Annotated in this window: 20 protein-coding genes; 9 read left to right on the top strand and 11 right to left on the bottom strand. The window is 57.8% G+C overall.

Annotated features, from left to right (window positions below):
• Positions 1–71 precede the first annotated feature (71 nt).
• On the top strand, positions 72–974 hold the full coding sequence (locus DWA01_RS22490) for a LysR family transcriptional regulator (RefSeq protein WP_160116101.1): 903 nt from the start codon (positions 72–74) through the stop codon (positions 972–974).
• 1,162 nt (positions 975–2,136) lie between these two features.
• Here DWA01_RS22490 and gyrB read toward each other — a convergent pair.
• The 9 genes from gyrB to mutM form a co-directional block, all read right to left on the bottom strand.
• Positions 2,137–4,554 (bottom strand): DNA topoisomerase (ATP-hydrolyzing) subunit B, encoded by a 2,418-nt coding sequence (gene gyrB / locus DWA01_RS22485; protein WP_114288045.1) that lies wholly within the window; start codon positions 4,552–4,554, stop codon positions 2,137–2,139.
• 89 nt (positions 4,555–4,643) lie between these two features.
• A complete protein-coding gene (locus DWA01_RS22480) occupies positions 4,644–5,264 on the bottom strand; it encodes a LysE family translocator (RefSeq protein WP_114288088.1) in 621 nt (206 codons plus the stop codon).
• Between the two features lie 107 nt (positions 5,265–5,371).
• Entirely contained in the window at positions 5,372–6,472 is a 1,101-nt protein-coding gene (gene recF / locus DWA01_RS22475) for a DNA replication/repair protein RecF (RefSeq protein WP_114288044.1), read from the bottom strand.
• 82 nt (positions 6,473–6,554) lie between these two features.
• Complete coding sequence (dnaN, locus tag DWA01_RS22470) at positions 6,555–7,673, bottom strand: DNA polymerase III subunit beta (RefSeq protein WP_114288043.1); 1,119 nt, start codon at positions 7,671–7,673, stop codon at positions 6,555–6,557.
• A 125-nt stretch (positions 7,674–7,798) separates the two neighbouring features.
• On the bottom strand, positions 7,799–9,193 hold the full coding sequence (gene dnaA / locus DWA01_RS22465) for a chromosomal replication initiator protein DnaA (protein WP_114288042.1): 1,395 nt from the start codon (positions 9,191–9,193) through the stop codon (positions 7,799–7,801).
• A gap of 33 nt (positions 9,194–9,226) precedes the next feature.
• Positions 9,227–9,676 (bottom strand): rhodanese-like domain-containing protein, encoded by a 450-nt coding sequence (locus DWA01_RS22460; RefSeq protein WP_114288041.1) that lies wholly within the window; start codon positions 9,674–9,676, stop codon positions 9,227–9,229.
• 215 nt (positions 9,677–9,891) lie between these two features.
• Positions 9,892–10,158 carry a 30S ribosomal protein S20 gene (gene rpsT, locus DWA01_RS22455; RefSeq protein WP_114288040.1) on the bottom strand — a complete coding sequence of 89 codons (267 nt, stop codon included), beginning with the start codon at positions 10,156–10,158 and terminating at the stop codon, positions 9,892–9,894.
• Positions 10,159–10,275: 117 nt separating this feature from the next.
• Positions 10,276–11,052 (bottom strand): enoyl-CoA hydratase, encoded by a 777-nt coding sequence (locus DWA01_RS22450; protein WP_114288039.1) that lies wholly within the window; start codon positions 11,050–11,052, stop codon positions 10,276–10,278.
• A 63-nt stretch (positions 11,053–11,115) separates the two neighbouring features.
• Positions 11,116–11,967: a bifunctional DNA-formamidopyrimidine glycosylase/DNA-(apurinic or apyrimidinic site) lyase gene (mutM, locus tag DWA01_RS22445; protein ID WP_114288038.1), complete on the bottom strand. Its 852-nt coding sequence runs from the start codon at positions 11,965–11,967 to the stop codon at positions 11,116–11,118.
• A gap of 235 nt (positions 11,968–12,202) precedes the next feature.
• On the opposite strand from mutM, the gene ubiE reads away from it, so the two are divergent.
• On the top strand, positions 12,203–12,952 hold the full coding sequence (gene ubiE / locus DWA01_RS22440) for a bifunctional demethylmenaquinone methyltransferase/2-methoxy-6-polyprenyl-1,4-benzoquinol methylase UbiE (protein ID WP_114288037.1): 750 nt from the start codon (positions 12,203–12,205) through the stop codon (positions 12,950–12,952).
• Position 12,953: 1 nt separating this feature from the next.
• Positions 12,954–14,483: a 2-polyprenylphenol 6-hydroxylase gene (gene ubiB / locus DWA01_RS22435; RefSeq protein WP_114288036.1), complete on the top strand. Its 1,530-nt coding sequence runs from the start codon at positions 12,954–12,956 to the stop codon at positions 14,481–14,483.
• Positions 14,484–14,654: 171 nt separating this feature from the next.
• Here the strand turns inward: ubiB and DWA01_RS22430 are convergent, their stop codons facing one another.
• Positions 14,655–15,353, bottom strand: a complete 699-nt coding sequence (locus tag DWA01_RS22430; RefSeq protein ID WP_114288035.1) for a flagellar hook capping FlgD N-terminal domain-containing protein — start codon at positions 15,351–15,353, stop codon at positions 14,655–14,657.
• 14 nt (positions 15,354–15,367) lie between these two features.
• Positions 15,368–17,509: a flagellar hook-length control protein FliK gene (locus DWA01_RS22425; RefSeq protein WP_114288034.1), complete on the bottom strand. Its 2,142-nt coding sequence runs from the start codon at positions 17,507–17,509 to the stop codon at positions 15,368–15,370.
• Positions 17,510–17,716: 207 nt separating this feature from the next.
• Here DWA01_RS22425 and DWA01_RS22420 point away from each other — a divergent pair, with 207 nt between their 5' ends.
• The 6 genes from DWA01_RS22420 (at position 17,717) to DWA01_RS22395 (ending at position 21,702) form a co-directional block, all read left to right on the top strand.
• Positions 17,717–17,932: a rod-binding protein gene (locus tag DWA01_RS22420; protein WP_235008687.1), complete on the top strand. Its 216-nt coding sequence runs from the start codon at positions 17,717–17,719 to the stop codon at positions 17,930–17,932.
• Positions 17,929–18,282 (top strand): hypothetical protein, encoded by a 354-nt coding sequence (locus tag DWA01_RS22415; RefSeq protein ID WP_114288033.1) that lies wholly within the window; start codon positions 17,929–17,931, stop codon positions 18,280–18,282. Before DWA01_RS22420 ends, DWA01_RS22415 begins: the two co-directional genes overlap by 4 nt.
• A gap of 210 nt (positions 18,283–18,492) precedes the next feature.
• Positions 18,493–19,983, top strand: a complete 1,491-nt coding sequence (locus tag DWA01_RS22410; RefSeq protein ID WP_114288032.1) for a flagellin N-terminal helical domain-containing protein — start codon at positions 18,493–18,495, stop codon at positions 19,981–19,983.
• 89 nt (positions 19,984–20,072) lie between these two features.
• A complete protein-coding gene (gene flaF, locus DWA01_RS22405) occupies positions 20,073–20,450 on the top strand; it encodes a flagellar biosynthesis regulator FlaF (RefSeq protein WP_235008679.1) in 378 nt (125 codons plus the stop codon).
• A complete protein-coding gene (gene flbT, locus DWA01_RS22400; RefSeq protein WP_114288030.1) occupies positions 20,447–20,851 on the top strand; it encodes a flagellar biosynthesis repressor FlbT in 405 nt (134 codons plus the stop codon). The genes flaF and flbT overlap by 4 nt, the downstream gene beginning before the upstream one ends.
• Positions 20,848–21,702, top strand: a complete 855-nt coding sequence (locus DWA01_RS22395; RefSeq protein WP_114288029.1) for a DUF1217 domain-containing protein — start codon at positions 20,848–20,850, stop codon at positions 21,700–21,702. Before flbT ends, DWA01_RS22395 begins: the two co-directional genes overlap by 4 nt.
• Positions 21,703–21,714 lie beyond the last annotated feature (12 nt).

Raw genomic sequence — 21,714 nt, 5'->3', positions numbered from 1 at the left:
TGTTGCTAAGAAATCAGCCATGCGTTGCAAAAACTGCAACACAACAGCTAAGACACGGATCCAAAGCAGAGATGCGACACCTTCTGGTCCTGAAATACATCGAAAAAATCGCCCGCACCGGCTCGCTGCGCAGCGCTGCCGAAGAGCTGGGCATTACAGCCTCCGCCCTGAACCGGCGGATTCTGAGCATTGAAGAAGAGCTGGGCGTCGAAATATTTGAACGCCACCCCGCCGGTCTTCGCCCCAATATCGCCGGTGAGATTCTGCTCAAACATATCCGTGACCAGCTTGCCGACATGGACCGGGTCAAGTCGCGCATTGCAGACTTGTCTGGCATGCGTGCCGGCCATATCAACATCGCCACCACACGCGAGGTGGTGCAATTTTTTCTGCCGGCGCTGATCAAACAACACATGGCTGAATTTCCAGCGGTGACCTTTGGCGTCAATCTTTGTGAGCGTGGCGAAGCAGAAGCTTCACTGCTGGACAACAGTAATGACATTGCCATCGTCTTTGACCCCCTGAGGCAGAAAGAGCTGCAGACGGTCGCCTCTGTTGCTCAGCAAATGTATTGCATCATGTCCACAGAGCACCCGCTGGCCGGCAAGGAATGGCTGAAAATCTATGATTGCGCCGATTACCCGATGTATCTTCCCAAACGCCCGGAAGGCATTCGTCAGGTGCTCGACAGTATCGCGGCAAAGGTCGGCATCACATTGGCGCCGGCGCTGGAATCCAACAGTCTGGATCTGTTGCGCCTGATGGCCCAGGACAGCCAGGCTTTAACTTTCGCGCTGGAGGTAAATTTGCGCCCGGAACTTGCGAAAGACCGGCTGGTGGCGGTGCCGCTTGATTCACAGGGCCTTGCAAAAGGCCTGCTGGTTGCCGGTCATCTGCGTGGGCGAACGCTCCCTGTCGCCGCGGCGCGTTTTCTGGAAAATGTAAGCAAAATCCTGGCGCTGAAATATTCGTGACGCCTGGCAACAGCGACCACAGGTGGCTGGTTTCAAAACCTGTGCTGTGGCCTCCCGCCCGCAGGCTGGGCGCCGGCAACCACGGTTGCTCAGCTGGCCTATGAGTTCCACTCTTTGGAGGGAATCCCCGTTCCCACTCTGTAGGCAAACTTATGGTTTTGCCTTGGTGGCAACGGGTTTCGTGCTACTCAAATAATGTTGCGCCATTGATCGCCAGCGCTGTTGTTTATCTGCTAACAGCGGTTGACGGTCCAGCCGATTGAGTCGGAGATTTATCCGTGCAGTTGTTTGGGTTAGTGGTAAATTCAGTCAGTCTGCGAGTTACCGGATCCTCATAGACATGGAGTTCACGGAAACAGGGCGCTTCAAATCGCGAAGGCGAATATTCGTCTAAAGCCACCCTCTGTGTGGAAGTGGCATTTGATGGCGCCGGTGCACTGCCTGCGAAGTGGCATATCCCGTCAGCTCCACGGAACCAACCCGTTGAACAGTAGCTCGTATTGGCAACAGGTGACGATGTGGTACGGCTGCTCGGAGCCTGGTCAGCAAGCATGCTTTCGAATGTTTCGCCCGCAGCCCGGCGTTTGGCGCCCCTGCTAAACCGGGCGTCCGCTTCTGCGATCTGAGCGGATGTAAGCCCGTTACCGTATGCGCCTGAATACTCATAAACTGGTGTACGCAAATTACTGGAGCCATCGCCGCATCCGACAACCAGAAGAACAGACGCAGCCAAGATCAGAAGGTTTTTCATTGAATTAGCCAATCGATTTGAAAAGCTTACAGTTAGTGGAACTTCTAGATTGGGTCAAGCGCACCGGAATGTAGTGACACTGCAGCAAAGAATTAGACAGAAATAAAAACTGAGCAGCGCTTTTGGGGTATTTCGGTGCTATTTGTCGGTCTAGACCGGAGCGCCGCGAAGTCGGCCTACAGGTCTTTCCCCATTGGCGACAAACTGTACCAAAAGCAAACTGTGCTACTGAATCGCTTGATCGGGGCGCAGCCGCGCCAGCTGTTCCATTCAACACGGATCTGAGCAAAAAAGGCGGATACGAAAGTATATAAATTGTCTTTCGCACCAACAAAAATGGCGCGAAAGACCAGGGCACATCTACGCAAAGCCTGGCTCGGAACGCAAATCTATGTGCATCCTCTCAGTGGATCAGAAATCGAGGTTTTCAACGCTAAGCGCGTTTTGCTGGATGAATTCGCGGCGCGGCTCCACCACATCGCCCATCAGCTTCGTGAATATGTCGTCAGCCTCGGCCATATCATCCACTTTTACCTGCAACAGAGTGCGCGCATCCGGATCCAGCGTGGTTTCCCAGAGCTGATCGGGGTTCATCTCGCCCAGACCTTTGTAACGCTGCAGCGACAGGCCTTTTTCGCCCTCCGCCAGGATAGCGGCAAGCAGATCGCCAGGGCCGTGGATCACGGTTTCGCGGTCTTTGCGCACCAGGTGCGACGGATCACGAAACACCTCGCCGGCCTCCTGAGCCGACTGGTTCAGACGCCGGGCTTCTCCGGAGCGCAGAATGGCGCCGTCCAGCGTGCGCACCTCTTCCACACCACGCAGGATCCGGGTCAGACGAATGCCGGCATCCTGGGTCTGACGCCCCTGCCAGCCCTGCTCATATTCCACTGCGATCTGGTCCAGACGTTTGGCCACCAAATCGGCCACACCCTGGGGATCCGCATCAACCCGGCCTGGCTCAAACGCTCCGGCCAGCGCCGCCTGCTCCAGGATATGACGCGGGTAATGCGTTGGGAACGCGTCCAGAATGCGTTTGAACTGACGCGCGCCAGTAACAACACGGTTCAGATCCTGCCCGGCGATCTCTTCGCCGTTGGTCAGGCGCAGGGTGGCGCCCTCGACACCCTGGTTCACCAGGTAGTCATCCATCGCCGCCTGGTCTTTCAGATAGACCTCCGACTTGCCGCGCGACACTTTGTAAAGCGGCGGCTGGGCGATATAGAGGAATCCGCCTTCGATCAACTCCGGCATCTGACGGAAAAAGAAAGTCAGCAACAGGGTGCGGATATGGGCCCCGTCGACGTCGGCATCGGTCATGATGACGATTTTATGATAGCGCAGTTTCTTGATATCAAACTCATCCCGGCCAATGCCGGTGCCAAGCGCCATCACCAGGTTGCCGATCTCCTGGCTGCCCAGCATACGGTCGAACCGGGCCCGTTCCACGTTGAGAATTTTACCTTTGAGTGGCAAAATAGCCTGGGTCTGACGGTCGCGGCCGGTCTGGGCGGAGCCACCGGCAGAGTCCCCTTCCACCAGGAAGACTTCGGTTTTGGACGGGTCTTTCTCTGAGCAGTCCTTGAGCTTGCCAGCGAGGAAATTGACGTCCAGCGCCGATTTGCGCCGGGTCAGCTCGCGGGCTTTGCGTGCCGCTTCGCGGGCCTGAGCGGCCTCAACAATCTTGGAGACAATCATTTTGGCTTCAGCAGGGTGTTCGCCGAACCATTCGGTCAGCTTCTCGTTCATCAGGCTTTCCACCACCGGGCGCACTTCTGAACTCACCAGCTTATCTTTAGTCTGCGACGAAAATTTCGGGTCCGGCACTTTTATCGACAGCACAGAGGTCAGACCTTCACGGGCATCGTCGCCGGTAAAGCTGATCTTCTCTTTTTTGGCGATGCCGGTGGCCTGGGCATAGGCGTTAATTGAGCGGGTCAGCGCCCCGCGGAAACCGGCAAGGTGACTGCCACCGTCGCGCTGGGGAATGTTGTTGGTAAAGGGCAGAACAGATTCATGATAACTGTCATTCCACCACATGCCGACCTCGACAGTGATGCCGTCTTTTTCGCCGGTGATAAAAATCGGTTCGTCCAGCAGGGGTGTTTTGTGACGGTCGAGGTAGCGCACGAATTCTTTGACGCCGCCATCATAAAACAACTCGCTGCGCAGATGCTCGACCGGGCGTTCGTCCACCAGGATAATTCTGACCCCGGAATTCAGGAATGCCAGTTCGCGAAGGCGTTTTTCCAACGTTTCGAAACTGTATTCCAGGTTGGAAAACGTGTCGGTCGACGCGAGGAAACGAACCTCAGTGCCTTTGCGGCCGTTGGCATCGCCCACTACACGCAGAGATTCGGTGGTATCGCCATGACCAAAACGCGCGACATGTTCTTTGCCATTGCGCCAGATCCGCAGTTCCAGCCAGACCGACAAAGCGTTCACTACCGAAACGCCGACGCCATGCAGGCCGCCAGAGACCTTGTATGAATTGCTGTCAAACTTACCACCCGCATGAAGCTGGGTCATGATAACCTCGGCAGCAGAAACGCCTTCTTCAGGGTGAATATCGACCGGAATCCCGCGCCCGTTGTCTGACACTGAAACAGAGGAATCTGCGTGGATGGTGACGCTGACATGATCGGCATGACCGGCAAGCGCTTCATCGATACCGTTGTCGACCACCTCGTAGACCATATGATGCAGGCCGGAGCCGTCGTCCGTGTCGCCAATATACATGCCGGGACGCTTGCGTACAGCTTCCAACCCTCTGAGAACCTTAATAGAATCTGCACCGTACTCTTCTGAGGCCTGCTGGGCTTCCGACATTCGAACGTTCCTTCGTATATTTGTCGTTTTTATACGATGTCACAGGGGGGATGTCACGCAGATCAGCACGTTTTTGCCGGGACTGCAGCTCAGGTAAAGGGGAGAACAAACGCCACAAAGATCAGCAGGATTCCAGCGGTCCTGTTCATCCGCTTCAGCGCCCGGGGCGAGCTGAGCACATTGCACACGTGGTGGATCGAAAAGGCGAAAACCAGGTTGCCCAGAAACGGCACCACCATCGACATCGCCACGATGGCAGCGATGTCGTATCGGGTGATCTGACTGATGTCGAAAAACCCGGGCAGCACCCCCATATAAAACAGTATCGCTTTGGGGTTGCCAATGATCACCACCAGCCCGGCCAGAAAACCGGCCAATACACCGGGACGGGTCAGACGGCTGTCACTGGAAATGGTTTTATCCGCGTGGCGCAGGATCAGACCGCCCATGACCAGAAACACTGCGCTGGCGACATATCGCAGGATCAAAAGGAACCCTTCAATCTCCTGCACCGCCCAGGCCACGCCAAGTATTGCCAGCAACGGCCAGAGACCGTCTCCGATCACCACTCCGAGCGCCAACGGCCAGGCTGCGGCAAAGCCACCGGACAGCGAGCGCGCCACCAGTGCAACCCAGACCGGCCCCGGCGTCAGAAAGATCAGAAACAGCGCACCAGCATAAAGCAGAAGATCAAAAGGGGATATTGTCATGGGACCTGCGCTTTGAATAACCGGGCCGGGACGCCCCCTGAGAGGCCCGACCATTGCGATTTTCGATTTCAGTTGCAAGCACAGTTCTACAACGGCCGGCCCAAACGTCATCCGAGCGAGGACAGACCGCCGTTTTCACTGACGTGAATGCGCCCGGCACGGGGGCCGAGCGCGGCAAACAGGCTGTCTTCGGTGCCGGTCATAAAGGCCTGAGCCCCCAGCGCGCATATCTCGTCATACAGGGCCGTCCGGCGTTCTGCATCCAGATGCGCCGCGACCTCATCCAACAGCAAGACCGGCGGCGTGCCCCGGTCCTGCGCCAACGCCCGGCCATTGGCCAGTATAAGTGAGATCAGCAGCGCTTTCTGCTCCCCGGTGGAACAGTGACGCGCTTCAACGCCTTTGGCCTCATAAGTGGCGGCCAGGTCAATGCGGTGCGGCCCGACCAGGGTGCGTCCGGCGGCCAGATCCCGGCTGCGTCCCTCCATCCAGGCGGAGCGCAACTCGTCGACGCCCTGCGGATCATTGCCCTCTTCAGGGGCCTCAATACAAAGCCCGGCGGCCGGAAAAGCGGTCTGCGCCCCCTGTTGCGCCAGGCGCAGACGCTCAAGCACCCTTGCGCGACTGGCAATCATCAAAGCACCAGCGCGGGCCATCTGATCTTCAACCGCATTGTACCAATGAGGGTCCCGCACCTGATCCTTCAGCATGCGGTTGCGCTCGCGCATGGATTTCTCATAGCTGAGCGCCGCGTCGCCATGGCCCGGCTCAAAGCTCAGCACCAGCCGGTCCAGAAACCGCCTCCGCCCCTCAGCACCTTCGATCCACAGCCGGTCCATCGCCGGAATCAGCCAGACCACCTGCACCAGGCGTCCGAGCGCGCTTTGTGTCGCCGCTTTGCCGTCAATGCGCACCTGGCGCGCCGCACCCGGTGCGGCGCGGGTTTCGATCTCATACTGCTGGCCAAGCCGGTCCAGCACCGCCGAAACTTTCCACCCCAGCCGTTCGGGTCTGCGCGCAATGTCATCACTGGCAGCACGGCGCATACCCCGCCCTGGCGACAGCAGCGACACCGCCTCCAACAGGTTGGTTTTACCGGCGCCGTTGGCGCCATAAATCACAACAGGCCGCCCGTCCAGTTCCAGACAAGCGGCCTTATGAGATCGGAAATGCGACACTGTCAGTGATCTGAGAGACAGACCCGCCACGCGGCATCCCCTTGTTTCGTTTCTGAGTTTCTTTTTGGCACAAATATCCGCGCCGCAGGCAAGACCGACGGCGCAGCGGCGGCTAAACCCGCATCGGCATGACCACATATAGCGCGGAGGTGTCATTGCCTTCACGCATCAGGGTCGGGTCGCCGGAACTGTTGAACATGAACACCGCGTTTTCACGATCAACCTGATTGGCAATTTCCAGCAGGTATTTGGCGTTAAAGCCGATTTCCAGCCGCTCATCCCCGTAAGCCACTGCCAGTTCTTCTTCGGCAGCCCCGGAATCCGGCGCGTTCACCGACAGAACCAAACGGTCTTCGTCCAGCGACAGCTTGACTGCGCGGGAACGCTCAGAAGACACCGTGGCCACCCGGTCAACCGCCTTGGCAAACTCGGCCGCATCGACTTCCAGCTTGCGGGTGTTGCCCTGGGGAATCACCCGTGTGTAATCCGGGAACGTGCCGTCGATCACTTTGGACGTCAGCGTGACGTCCGGGGTGGCAAAGCGCACTTTGGTTTCAGAGACAGAAACAGCAATCATCATCTCGTCATCATCCAGCAGTTTGCGCAACTCGCCGACAGTTTTACGCGGCACAATCACACCGGGCATATCCAGCGCATTGTCAGGCATCGGAGCATCAATCCGCGCCAGCCGGTGCCCGTCAGTGGCGACACAGCGCAGCACACGACCGTTTTCGCCATCGGCGATATGCATATAAACACCGTTCAGGTAATACCGGGTCTCTTCTGTCGAGATGGCAAATCTGGACTTGTCAAACAAGCGCCGCAACACAGGCGCCAGGATGGTGAAGTTTGACGAATATTCAGAAGAGGCCATCACTGGAAAATCTTCTTTTGGCAACGTCGCCAGCGAGAAGTTGGAACGGCCGGCCTCGACCGTCAGACGCCCGGTGGTGCCGTCATCGGTCAGCGTGACCAAAGCGCCGTCAGGCAGTTTGCGCACGATTTCATGCAGGGTCACTGCCGAAACCGTGGTTGATCCGGCGCGCTCAACCATCGCGGCGCCCTTGTCGATCACTTCAATATCCAGATCCGTGGCCCGGAAGGACGCGCTGGCGCCTTCGGCTTCGATCAGCACATTGGCAAGGATCGGAATAGTGTTGCGGCGTTCGACAACTGACTGTGCCTGGCCAATGGCCTTCAGAAGCGTACCGCGTTCAATGCTGATTTTCATGCCACCCTCGCAAACATAATCCGGGTGGACGAAAGTAACGCAATTGCCGCCCGGCTCAAGTCTTTTCTTTGAAACGGACTTTCTGTTGAAGTGACGGGGGCGTCAAGACCCCCGCGCCACTTGTTTCAGGCTTCGAGGGCCCGGCGCAACAGTTCCAGGTCTTCGGCAAGCTGATTGTCGAGGCCTTTGAGTTCTTCGATCTTTTTCACCCCGTGCATCACGGTGGTATGGTCGCGACCGCCAAAGCGCCGGCCGATTTCTGGCAGGCTGCGCGAGGTCAGCTGTTTTGACAGATACATCGCCATCTGACGTGGACGCGCAATGGCACGCACCCGCTTTGGGCCGATCATATCGGAGAGGCGAATGTTGTAATGCTCCGACACTTTGCGCTGGATTTCTTCAATGGTAACTTTGCGGTCAGAGGCGCGCAACACGTCGGCCAGACAGTCCTGAGCCAGTTCCAGGGTAATCTCACGCCCCACCAGCGACGCAAAGGCAAACAGCCGCATCAGCGCGCCTTCAAGCACACGCACATTGGTGGTGATCCGGTGGGCGAGGAATTCCAGTACGCCGGGGGTGATTTCCAGCCCCGGATATTGCACCCGGTAATTTTCGACCTTGGTCTGCAGCACACCCAGACGCAATTCATAATCCGTCGGGTGCAGGTCGACAACCAGGCCACATTGCAGACGCGATTTGATCCGGTCTTCCAGGTCTTTGATTTCGCCGGGGGCACGGTCGGCGGAAATGATGATCTGTTTGTTCTGATCCACCAGCGCATTAAAGGTGTGGAAAAATTCTTCCTGAGTGGAATCCTTGCCGGCGATGAACTGCACATCATCCACCATCAGAACATCAACCGAGCGGAAGATCTGTTTGAAATCCATCATCTGCTTGTCACGCAGTGCCTGGACAAACCGGTACATGAACTGCTCAGCCGACAAATAGACCACGCGAAGCTCCGGGCTGCGGGTCTTCAGCTCATTTGCAATCGCATGCATCAGATGGGTTTTGCCAAGCCCGACGCCGCCATAGAGGAACAGCGGGTTGAAAGTGACCGGTCCGCCTTCGCCAACGCGGCGGGCGGCGGCGTGGGCCAGTTCGTTTGGCTTGCCGACAACAAAATTGTCAAAGGTGAAACGCGGGTCAATCGGTGCACCAGGCAATTCCGAGACGCTGCGCGCTGGTGCGGCCCTGGCCGAAAGCGTTGGCGCGTTCCCGGCGACGGGTCTGACCGCGTCCACTCTGACAGCCGCTGGTTTCACAACAGCACCGCCCCGTGCGGGCACCGTGAACTCCACCCGGCTGACCGATTTTCCGGTCGCCACCATCCGCTGCAGGATCTGGTCGCCAAAATTGCGCGACACCCAGTCCCCCATAAAATTTGTCGGCACAAAGAAGGTGGCAACCCCTTCTTCCAGCCCGCTGAATTCAAGTGGCTCAATCCAATTGGTGTAATTGTTCCGCCCAACAACCCCAAGCAGCTCTTCGCGCACGCGTCCCCACGTTTCTTCCGTCATGTCCACATCGACCCAATATTATTATTCGTTAGTTTAGGACTGACACCAGGCCAGCCCACGGGATTTCCAGCCGTTGCTGGCTCCCCGGTGATGTTGCGGATCAAGATCGCCTTCAAAACCTTCTGCCACATTCAGACACGTCACCTGTTTGCCCGCAGCGGACAAATGGGCGACTATCGCCTCTGCTGCATGCAGAGAACGGACACCTGATCGGCACATGAACAAAAGCGTATCGGGAACGTCCCCCCCGAGAGCCTCAATAACTTGCTCACAAAAAGCCTGATTTGCGGACATCCCGGGATAGCGGGCCCACTCAACACAGATGAGTGAACGGCCCAAAGCCGAAAGGTCAGGAACACCGACGAAAGCCCATTCCGCCTGCGTCCTAACATCTACGAGCATGGCCCCTGTGTCATTAGTCAAAAGTTCCCACGCTTCGGACGGGTTAACCGCGCCGATGCCCGGGCCAGAGCCGGTGTTCATATAGATGTCCTCAAATCGATCGTGAATCGCACCTGTAAACTAGCAATCAGCAAAGTGACCGCGCAACAGAACTCTGATCTTGACTCAGGCTTTGAGGAAAAGAATCCCTGACTGCGGCAAATCGGCAAAAACCGTGTTTTTTGCACCACCGACCTGGAACGCAAAAAGCGCGCCCTGGGGCGCGCTCTTCAGTCCTGAAAGATCAGGAATTGGTTTTAAGCAGCGATTGCTTTAACCCGTGCCGACAGACGCGAAATTTTGCGTGCGACAGTATTCTTGTGCATGATGCCTTTGGTCACGCCGCGCATCAGCTCAGGCTGAGCTTCGCGAAGTGCGGCTGCTGCCACTGCTTTGTCGCCACCTTCGAGCGCTTCTTCTACTTTACGCAGGAAGGTCCGGATGCGCGAGCGACGCGCTTTGTTTACTGCAGCCCGACGTTCGTTTTGGCGGGCACGTTTTTTAGCCTGAGGCGTATTTGCCATGATGCGAGTTCCCACTGTTCGGGTTCGTTGAAATCTGAGACTGAGCCTTTAGAGACGAGTCGGGGGTGAGTCAACTGCCAGCAACCACTTTTCGCCGGCTGGCAGCCGTCCAGAGCTTTATTTATCGCGGAATTGCGGCTGACGCTTCTCCAGAAACGCCTGCATGCCTTCTTTCTGGTCTTCGGTGGCAAACATCGAATGGAACAGACGGCGCTCAAACAAAAGCCCTTCAGCCAGCGTGCCCTCATAGGCGCGGTTCACCGCTTCTTTGGCTGCCAGAATCGACGGCATCGATTTTTCGGCTATTTTGCCAGCGGCGGCCAGCGCTTCTTCGACCAGTTTCTTGGCGGGCACGATGCGCGACACCAGGCCGGAGCGTTCGGCTTCTTCCGCATCCATGAAACGCCCGGTCAGGTGCATTTCCATCGCTTTAGACTTGCCGACAAAGCGAGTCAGGCGCTGGGTACCACCAATGCCGGCAATCACACCCAGATTGATTTCAGGCTGACCAAATTTGGCCGTGTCTGCCGCGATAATGAAATCACACATCATCGCCAGTTCGCAGCCCCCGCCCAGCGCATAGCCGGCCACAGCGGCGATCACAGGTTTGCGCACCGTCTGGATGGCCGTCGCCTGGGCGCCAAACAAATCGTCGGTGAACACGTCATTAAACGTTTTGTCCGCCATTTCCTTGATGTCCGCACCTGCGGCAAAGGCTTTTTCCGACCCGGTCAGGACAATCGCCCGGACTTTGTCATTTTTCTGGGCGCTCTCCAGCGCCACGGCCAGTTCGCCCAGCAATTCCGAATTCAGCGCATTCAGCGCGTCCGGCCGGTGCAGCCGGATCAGGGCAACGTGGTCTTCAACCTCGACGATCAGAGTCTTATAGGCCATCTGTGACGCCTTCTTTGGTTTCCGTTGACTGCGAGTCCTAGCATCCCAGACGTTTCCCGCAAGCTATCTTTGACATAGCGGGCAGAAGAAACTTGAACGACCCGACTGGTTAATTCTGACGATAACCCCGTCGCAACCCGGAGTGACGCAGGGGCAGGCCTCGCGACCGTATACCGCAAAGGAATGTTGAAAATATCCAAGCTTTCCATTAACTTGCTTATAATCCTTTAGCGAAGATCCGCCCGCATCGATCGCCTCTGACAGCACATCCCGGATGATCGGAACCAGCGCTGCTACCGCCGGCGCAGCGATCTGTCCTGCGTGTTTTTTTGGCGGAATTCCGGCCCGGAACAGCACTTCGCAAACGTAGATGTTGCCCAGGCCAGCGACGATTCCCTGGTCCAGCAGCGCCGATTTAACCGGCGTTTTTTTACCCTTGAACCGCTCAACCAGGTAAGGGCCGTCAAAGGCGTTGCCAAGCGGTTCGGGCCCCAGCACTGCAATCAGCGGGTGCTGGGCGAGAGTGGCGGTGTCAATCAGATCCATCGCCCCGAACCGGCGGGCATCATTGAAGGTGATCCGGGCGCCGTTTGCCATATCCAGCACCACATGATCATGTTTCAGCGCTGCCGGGTGATCGTGGTGAAACTGACCGAGAGGATCACCTGAGACCTGCATCCGCCCCGACATGCCAAGGTGAATCAGCAGCGTTTCGCCGCGGTCCAGATCGGCAAGAATATATTTTGAGCGCCGGCGCAACCGCTCCACCCGCGCGCCCCTCAGCCGCGCCGCCATATTGTCGGGAAACGGCCAGCGCAGCCCCTCACGGCGTATATCGGCCGCTTTGATCACCACACCCTCCATCGCAGGCGCAAGCCCGCGACGCACGGTTTCGACTTCGGGCAGTTCAGGCATCTGGCGCTCTTTCCTCAATCAGGATCCAGCCGCAGTGTAAACATTCCCGGCCCCAATCAAAGCACAAGCCGCCGTGAGCGGCGCCAGGGCGCCTGGGGCGTTGCGCCAACTTGAAAAATCGTTGCAACAGCGGCGCTGATCGCGCACTGCCTTTACTGACCCGGGCGCGCGCTTGCCGCATTTCAATCGCCGGGCACACCCGGTATAAGGCGGTCAATCAACAAGGTTGCGTATCATGGCAGAGAACGAGCAGACCACCCATTTCGGGTTTCAGACGGTGGCAGAAGACCAGAAGGCCGGCATGGTCCACGGGGTCTTTACTTCGGTGGCGTCCAAATATGACATCATGAATGATGTGATGTCGGCAGGCATTCACCGGATCTGGAAAGAGGCCATGATGGACTGGCTGGCGCCGCGCCCGGGCCAACGTCTGCTGGATGTGGCCGGGGGCACCGGAGATGTGTCTTTCCGTTTTCTGGAACGCGCACCCGGCGCCGATGCCGTGGTTTGCGACCTGACCGAATCAATGCTGGTTGAAGGGCGCAAACGCGCGGATGCAGGCAAGCTTGCCGATCATCTGGACTGGGTGGTGGGAGACGCGATGGCGCTGCCGTTTGAGAGCGGCAGTTTTGATGTTTATACTATCAGTTTTGGCATCCGCAACGTCACCCGGGTGCAGGACGCGCTGAAAGAGGCCTTCCGGGTGCTGCGCCCCGGCGGCCGCCTGATGGTGCTGGAATTCAGCCAGCTGCCCAATCCGGCGATGCAGAAGGCCTATGACCTCTATTCCTTCAATGTTATCCCACAGATGGGCAAAATGATCACCGGGGACCGTGACAGCTACCAGTATCTGGTGGAGAGTATCCGTCAGTTCCCGGATCAGGAGACTTTTGCCGCCATGATCCGTAAAGCCGGGTTTGAGAACGTAAAATACCGCAACCTGTCGCTCGGCATTGCGGCACTTCATTCGGGCTGGAAAATCTGAGATGCGCGGACCACATAATATCTGGCGGCTGATCCGGACCGGCGCCACCTTTGAACGCACCGGCGCCATGAGTGTGGCGCTGGACGCGATGAATGCACCACGCTCGCTGCGCATCGCCGCCCGGGTGCTGGGCTGGCCCTTTGCGTGGCTCGGGTATCGCGGAGACCCGACGCAGCCACCGGTCACCCGGGCGCTGACGGCGCTGGGTCCGGCCTATATCAAATTCGGTCAGATCCTGTCGACGCGGCCCGATGTGGTCGGCGAAGAAATGGCGATGCAACTGCAGGTGCTGCAGGACAAACTGCCGCCATTTCCGCGCGATCAGGCGATGGCTATGGTCGCTGAGCAGCTGGGCCAGCCGGTTGAAACGCTGTTTTCCGAATTTTCTGAACCGGTGGCGGCGGCCTCTATTGCCCAGGTGCATAAGGCCGTTGTGAGTGGTACCGATGAACCGGTGGCGGTAAAAGTACTGCGCCCGGGCATTGAACGGGCCTTCCGCAAAGACATTGATGCCTTTTATTTCGCCGCTTCTGTGATCGAACTGTTGTCTCCGGCCGCGCGCCGACTGCATCCCACTGAGGTGGTTGCCCATTTTGACGGCGTGGTACGTGGCGAACTGGATCTGAGACTGGAAAGTTCCGCGGCTTCCGAATTTGCCGCCAAAACCGAAGGCGACGAGGGATTTCAGGTCCCGAAAGTAAATTGGGAACTGTCCGGGCGCAGGGTGATGACGCTGGGCTGGGCCGAAGGGATTTCCGCCAGCGACCTGGAAGCGATTGATGCCGCTGGCCATGACCGCACCCTGCTGGGCAAGCGCGTGTTGCAGATGTTCCTGTCACATGCGTTGCGCGACGGGTTTTTTCACGCGGATATGCACCAGGGCAATCTGAAAATCGCCGCCAACGGTGACATTATTGCGATGGACTTTGGCATTATGGGCACGCTGGACGCCTATACGCGCCGGGTCTATGCCGAGATCCTTTTTGGTTTTATCCAACGCGATTACCAGCGCGTGGCTGAGGTGCACTTTGAGGCCGGCTATGTGCCGCCACACAAGGATGTGGACGAGTTTGCCCGGGCGCTGCGCGCCGTCGGCGAACCCATTTTCGGTATTGATGCGGACAAAATGTCGATGGCACGGCTTTTGAGCTATCTGTTTGAAGTTACCGAACGCTTTGGCATGGAAACCCGCACCGAGCTGATTCTGCTACAGCGCACGATGGTGGTGGTGGAAGGGGTGGCGCGCTCCTTTGACCCCAACCTGAACATCTGGGACGTGGCGCATCCGATCGTAGAAGACTACATCAAACAGAACATCGGCCCCAAAGCGCTGATGCGTGATCTGATGCGCACGGCCCGGGTGCTGGGACGCTTTGGTCCAAAACTGCCGGCGATGGCGGAGGCCGCGCTGCAACGCCAGTCCCAACCGGTGGTAGCGCCAGCCCGCACCGGCCCCTGGCGTACGCTCGCCCTGATGGTGCTGGGCGCGGCTCTCGCCAGTTCGGTGATCGCTCTCAGCGGCATTCTGTAACGCCACCATCTTCGCGGCAGGCCTGTCGTCAAAACTGCCGCAGGGCGCCTGCTGCCTCTTGTGGGCGCTCTGGCCGGCATGAGGGTGTCAATGCAGCTGATGCCAACGGAGCCCGCCAACCATGCAGCCCCATTACAATTCATCCAGGCTGACAGTTCCGGACCTGCCGGATCAACTTTCAGAAGTAAGCGGCAGTGATTGCGGCGGTTTGCGTACCCCGGTGGCATCGTCGGACATGATTGTCGCGCCACTTCTGAGCACCAGAACCGAGGCCCCGTCGGCCATGCGCGCTTCAACAACTTCTGAATAGGTTTCCGCGGTGCTGGAGCCAAGCATATTACCGTCTTTGTCAAAGCTCTGCACTTCGAACGTGTAATTTCCACTGGGCATAGGATCACCTGATTCGGTTACCCCAGCCCAGGTCAGGCTTTCTTCGACCTTGGAGAATTCGACTGTATCCACCACAACGCCGGCATCATTTTTTACCTGCAACGTGGTGGTTATGGCACCACTTTCAGTATCCGGATAAATGGTAACCGGCGTGCCGTCGAAATAGGCAGGCGAATCGCTCAGCGCTTCCATGCCGACCCAGGTCGCCAGATCGCCCAGCCCGGAACTGGACAGGGCGGTCATCATTTCCTGCAACAGCTCATTGGTGGTCACTTGTTGCTCCACGGAGGAAAACGTCGCCAGATCAACGGCGAAGTCAGCGGAATCCATCGGCTCCGACGGATCCTGATTTTTCATCTGGGTGGTCAACATCAGCAGAAACGTATCGTAATCAGATTTTGTTTCGTCCGTTGTTTCTTCGACCACGGCTGCGCCGCCAAAAGATTGTGCCGCCGCAGTAGTCTGGGTCACGTCCAACATGGGTCGTCTCCTTTTTAAAGTCTCAGGTCAACACCGCCGGACCCGTCAAGCGCAATGCGCACCGGATCAGGGGTGTCGGCCGGGAGGTCCTGGTGTTCGGAAGCTATCTGGCTCTGATTGCCCGACTGCCCTGGTTCACCATCATCAAAATTTTGCCCGCCCTGCTGACTGAAGCTGAAGGACACATCTTTGAAGCCCATTTCGCGGAATTCAGCAGCAAGCGTGTCGATATTGCGGCGCATCAGATCCAGCGTTTCACCGCGCTCTGCCGCAACCACAACGTTCATTGCCCCCTCGCTGGCGATAAAGGTCAGGCGCACATTACCAAGTTCTTCCGGGTTGAGCGCCAGTTCGATCGGGGCATCAGGCATGGTTTGGGCAGCCTGGGCCAGTTGCGCAGCAATGCGTGCCGGCAGGTCAGTACGCTGTTGCTGCAACTGGGCAGCGGTTTCCACCCTTGCCGAAGACATTTCCGTGCTGATTTCAGCGGCAACAACATCCGGTGCCGCTTCAAGCGCGAGTTCCGCCAGACTCATGGGGACTAGCCCGGCAGCGGCCTGGGTCACGGCCTGGGCCGGGGCGGAGGCCTCTCCGGTGGCGGCCGGGGCGGCGCTGACCGTCTCCGGATCGCGGATGTCAAAGCCCTGGTTGCCAATCCGTACCGGCGATCCCGACTCGTTCAGGACCGGTTGCGGATCCTGCAACAAAGGCCCCGCCTGCGCCGTCTGCACCGGTTTTAGTGCAGAAGCTGTAAGTGGCGCACCGGCTTTTACCGGCGTGGCGGGATATGCCGGATTTTCCGGCGCTGGTGTCCCGGCGGCGTCAACGGAACGCCTGTTCGGGGGACGTTGCTCAGTCTCTGCTGTCCGCGCCCCTGGGCGCAGCACATCAGCGGGCGTTTTACCCTGATTCTGAACTGGAATTGCAATTTGTGTCGCTGCTTGTGACGCCTGTGCCACCGTAACAGGCTGCGTTTCAGCCCGAAGTGGCGCCGTCTGGGCCTGCGAATCGGGCAGCGTCTGGACCTGTGCGGCGGGGCTGCTCTGTTTCGGGCTCGCCATGCTGGTTTGTTTTTCCAGGCCCGCCACGCCAGATTCCGGCACCGGATCAGTATCCGGAGTCTGGGGCAACTGTGCACTCTGCGCCGGCTCCGCACGCACCGAAAACGCCGTTTGGGACGGGCTCCCAGCTTGACTGGCGGGCAGACCAACAGACAGGTCACCAGACGCAAACCGCATCTGGGGTTGAGACTGCTGGATTGGGGTCTGGGCTGGTTCGGCAGAGCCCGGCACACGGGAATCGCCTGCCTGACCCCGTCCGCCCATAACTGCCTCAACCGCCAGCTGAACTGCGCTCAGCACGCTTGTTTCCCCAGGCGGGGACAAAGGCGCAGGATCTGCCGTTTGGGTACGGTTCAGATTGACCTGATCTGCGGCCTGACGGCGATTCAGATTGGCAGAAACGGCAACCGTCGCCTGAGTCAAACCAGTTTCAGCCGCATCAGGCACGCCGGCTTGCGCCGCAAATGAGACGGCACTGCCGGAGACGACCTGATCAGCAGCCGTGCCCAGCGGGGCTTCGACAGACCCGGTCTGGCGCGTAACCGGCTGCGCAGCCCGGCTCAATGCAGCGAGAACCTCCGGCGTCATCGACAGCTCCGCCATTTCCTCAGGCGTAATATATTCGCCTGCCTGAACCGCCTGAACCGGTGTCGCAATTTCACCATTCGGACCGCGAACAGTGTCTCCGGCTGTCTGGAACAGGCTCTGCGCCATGGTTAACCCGGGCGCATTCTGTGGCGTCGGGACAAACAGTGATTCGCCACGCCCGCCGGCGGCGGTCTCAAGCAAATCTCTATCGTCGCCGGAGGAGAGTTTGACGGGACCTCCCGTCGCATCTGCGCTCTCAGACAAGCTGCCGCCCGATCGCTGGAACGGTTCACCATCATCGGGAACACCGGCGTCGACCGGCCCGGAACTGGCGCGATTTTCACTTATTTTATTGGGAATATTTGGTTTTGCGCTGTTGCGCGAAGGCAGCTGGGCCTGCGCGTCAACAAAAGCGGCAAAGCCTGATTCGCCATCGGATCCCACCTGCGGCGGGAGCTCTGTATCACTGGTACCGCCAATGGCAGCAAAGACATTCTGTATCTGCATTTTCCAACCCGAGACTTCTTCTCTGAGGTCTTCACTATGCCCATGCTTTGGTTACCGCTTCTTTACCGTGATGGGTCATAAAGAGAAAAATGCATCCACTTGGAAGGATCTGCCGTGAATACTTTTGATCCCAACAGCACCGCCGGCCCAGCCGCGCTTAAACCCCAGGCACAAAGCCCGGCGCCGAACCAGGCGCAGGACGAACAGCTGCGCGATCTGGCCAATGAGCTGGAAGCCACGTTTCTGGCAGAAATGCTGAAATCTGCGGGTGTTGGCAAAAGCCGCGAATCGATGGGTGGTGGCGCCGGAGAAGAACAGTTCTCTTCCTTTATGGTGAAAGCCCAGGCGGACCAGATGGTGCGCGCCGGCGGCATCGGACTTGCCGAATCCCTTTTTGAATCCCTGAAAGAATCAAGCAAATGAGCTCTTATACTGCCAATGCAACCGTTCATGTCCTGACCACATTGCTGGACGAGGAGCGCCAGGCGCTGCGTGACGGGGATCTGATCCGGGTGCAGAACATGATCCCGGAAAAAGAACGCCTGCTGACTTATATTACCCAACTGCGGCTGCCAGTGACCACATTGCAGCTGCTGCAGGATGCGGTGGAGCGCAACGCCAGGCTGATGGAGGCCACCGCGCGTGGCATCCGCGCCGCACTGCAACGGATCAAAACCCTGCGTAACGGCCCGGCGCCACTACAGACTTATGGTCCCGCGGGGCAGATCACCATGCTGAGCGCCCGCCCAACCGGCCGGGTTCACAAAGCGTAAAAAAAATAATTCAACTTTGAACAATCCTGGCGGGCAAGCTTAGCGAACTCTTAGTCTTTGCCCTTCAGGGTCACAGATGCATCCCGAGGGGGTGGCGCGACAAGACCGGAACCGGCCAGGTCGTAACTGTCAGAATGACACGAATTCCCCGCCCAGAAAGCGGATCATGAAACACCGGTGCAAAGCGCCGTTAAGATGAAGGAAAATGCTATGTCGAGCATTCTGACAAACTCCAGTGCGATGGTTGCCCTGCAAACCCTGAAGAGCGTGAACAAAAACCTTGAGGAAACTCAAGGCATGATTTCGACAGGTAAATCGGTCGCCACTGCAAAAGACAACTCTTCGGTCTGGGCGATTTCCAAAGTTATGGAATCGGACGTGAAAGGCTTTGAAGGCATCTCTGATTCCCTTGCCCTGGGTGAATCATCGGTTGCTGTTGCCGCCAACGCATCAGAAACCATCACTGATCTTCTGACTGATATCAAAGGCAAAATCGTTGCCGCCCAGGAAGAAAACGTTGACCGAGACAAGATCCAGACCGACATCAACAAACTGACAGATCAGATTGGATCGATCGTTGGCGCGGCGCAGTTCAACGGTATGAACCTGCTGAAAGGCACCGACGACATCAACATCCTGTCCTCGCTTGACCGTTCCTCTGACGGCACAGTGACCGCCTCCAGCATCACGGTTTCGCGCCAGGATATGTCGACCTCTGCGGGCACTTATGGCACCGGCACCTCTCTGGCACCGAACGCCACAGCGAGTGCCGCCGCAGTTGCGAACACTGGGAATAGCGTCACTGTTGCGCTGCCCACAACTGACGCCGATATGTCGGACAACGCGAATATGTCCATCACTGTTGCCGGCGCACAGCTGACTTTCGCCACTGGTGATTTCGCAACTTCTGATGATCAGGACGCTGCGGCGATCATCATTAAAGACGCGATCAATGCGCTTGGTCTTGATGGTATCACTGCAACCATCAACGGTACAAATGCCTACGAAATTGATATCACTTCGACCCGCGCCTTTGAAGACGTAACAATTGCGGGAACCGGTGACATCACTGCCGCCACCACGACCATTGGCGAACGTGCAGAGACTGTGGCCTTTTCGAACACCGCCTCCGTGAATGACGGTGACGGCTATAAGGTCACGATTGGTTCGGATTCCTATGAATATGTCGCTGGTAAAGGCGAAACCATGGAAGACGTCGCCAAAGGGCTTAAAACCGCTATCGACTCCGCCGGCCTGACCGATATTTCAACGCAGGTTTCCAAGAACTCCACCTCCGGGGAATGGGAACTGAAAGTCGACAATGCCGGATCTTCAGTTGGCTTCTCGGCCACTGGGAACGCCGGTGGGGAGGCCTCCGGCGGCATGTTTGGTCTTGATAACATTGACGTGACCACCGATGGCGGAGCCTCTGCCGCGCTCAGCAATATCGAAACCATGATCAACGGCTCGATTGATGCTGCGGCGGAATTTGGTTCGGCACGCAGTCAGATCGAAACCCAGACCGAGTTCGTCTCGCAGCTGACCGATTCGCTGAAACAGGGCATCGGCGGCATGGTGGATGCAGACATGGAAGAAACTTCCGCCCGTCTGCAGGCGCTTCAGGTGCAGCAGCAGCTGGCAACCCAGTCGCTGACCATCGCCAACCAGGCGCCGCAGTCGATCCTGTCGCTCTTCGGCTAATATAAGACCCCGGAGCGCCCGAACGGCGCTCCGGACCACGCGCGGTAAAATCCGCGTTTCAGCATTTTTCGTCTCTGGAAGGACACGACGTGAACGCTTTACAGATGGCCCGAACGGCCTATTCTTCCGCTGCCGCCCCGATCCGCACCCCACGCGACACCGAATACGGTGCATTTATGCGGGTCACGCGCCAGCTCAAAGCTGCCTCTGAGCAGCAGACCAAAGACTACGGCGCCTTCGTGCGCGCGCTTTACGACAACCGCAAACTCTGGACCATTCTGGCCAAAGATGTTGCCGGTTCCGACAACGGTTTAAGTCAGGACCTCCGGGCACAGATTTTTTACCTTGCGGAATTCACCCAACAGCACAGCTCCAAAGTACTGGGCAAAACCGCCACCGTGGACGCGTTGATTGAAATCAACACCGCCGTGATGCGTGGTTTGCAGCAAAACGAGGTGGCAGCATGAGCGGTCTGGTTCTGAAACTCAGCCCCAAAGAACGGGTGCTGATCAACGGCGCGGTGATTGAAAACGGCGACCGGCGCTCGCGCCTGTCCATCGTCACACCCAATGCCAACATCCTGCGCCTGCGCGACGCCATCCACCCGGATGAGGTCAACACACCAGTACGCCGGGTCTGTTACATCGCCCAGCTGGTTCTGTCCGGTGACACCGCTCCTGAAGACGCTAAAATGCCGCTTCTGCGCGGCATTGAGCAGCTGAGCCAGGTGCTGACCGACATGGACAGCCGCAATCTGCTGAATGACGCGAGCAATTGGGTGCTGGAGGCGCAATATTATCAGGCGCTGAAATCCCTGCGCGGCCTTCTGCCACGTGAGGAACGCCTGCTGGCCGGTCGCGAACAATGAGCTATCAACCCATTATCCCCGTTTCCGGATTTAATGGGTGGCAGATTCTCAGCCGGACCAAGGAGACTCAGCAGGAGGCCTTTAACCAATCGGCTGAGATCAAGCGTGAACTGAATTATTTTGCCGAGAATATCGGCAAAATAACCACCGCCGAAGAACTGGTCGGTGACTACCAGCTGCTGAAAGTGGCACTTGGTGCCTTTGGGCTTGATGAAGATATCGATTCGAAGTTTTTTCTGAAAGAAGTGTTGAGCGACGGCACCGGCGACGACAGTGACCTGGCCAACAAACTGACCGACAAACGTTATGAAACATTGGCGGCTGCCTTTGCCTTTGACGGCGAAGACGGTCCAGCCTCTACAATTGACACCGACGCGTTGATCGCAGAAGTATCGGAAAACTATCAGGACCGGCAGTTTGAAATCGCCGTTGGCGAGCAAGACGAAAGCATGCGTCTGGCGATGTCGCTGGAGCGGGATCTCACCGCGATTGTGGAGAAAGATACCACTGACAACGGCCGCTGGTTTGCCGTTATGGGCAACCCTCAGCTGCGCAAAGTGTTTGAAACCGCGATTGGCCTACCCAAAGAGATCGGCTTGCTGGACCTCGACACCCAGCTGATCCAGTTTCGTGAAAAATCTGAACAGTTTTTTGATTCGCCCGAAGTCACCGATTATGGCGATCCTGAAAAGATGGACAAGCTGTTGCGCTACTATGTCATCCGGGCAGAGCTAAACGGTGAAAACACCGGCAGTGCCAATAAGGGCCAATCGCTGGCGCTGAGCATTTTGCAGGGATCGAACCAGGGCAGCACTGCGAGCACACTGATGGACATCCTGTACGGCGCCTGACGCCCGCCGGAT

The organism is Candidatus Halocynthiibacter alkanivorans (assembly GCF_003333265.1).
Classification (GTDB): Bacteria; Pseudomonadota; Alphaproteobacteria; order Rhodobacterales; family Rhodobacteraceae; genus Halocyntiibacter_A; species Halocyntiibacter_A alkanivorans.
Note: the sequence above shows the minus strand (reverse complement) of the source record. Positions and strands in the feature narration are given on the sequence as shown.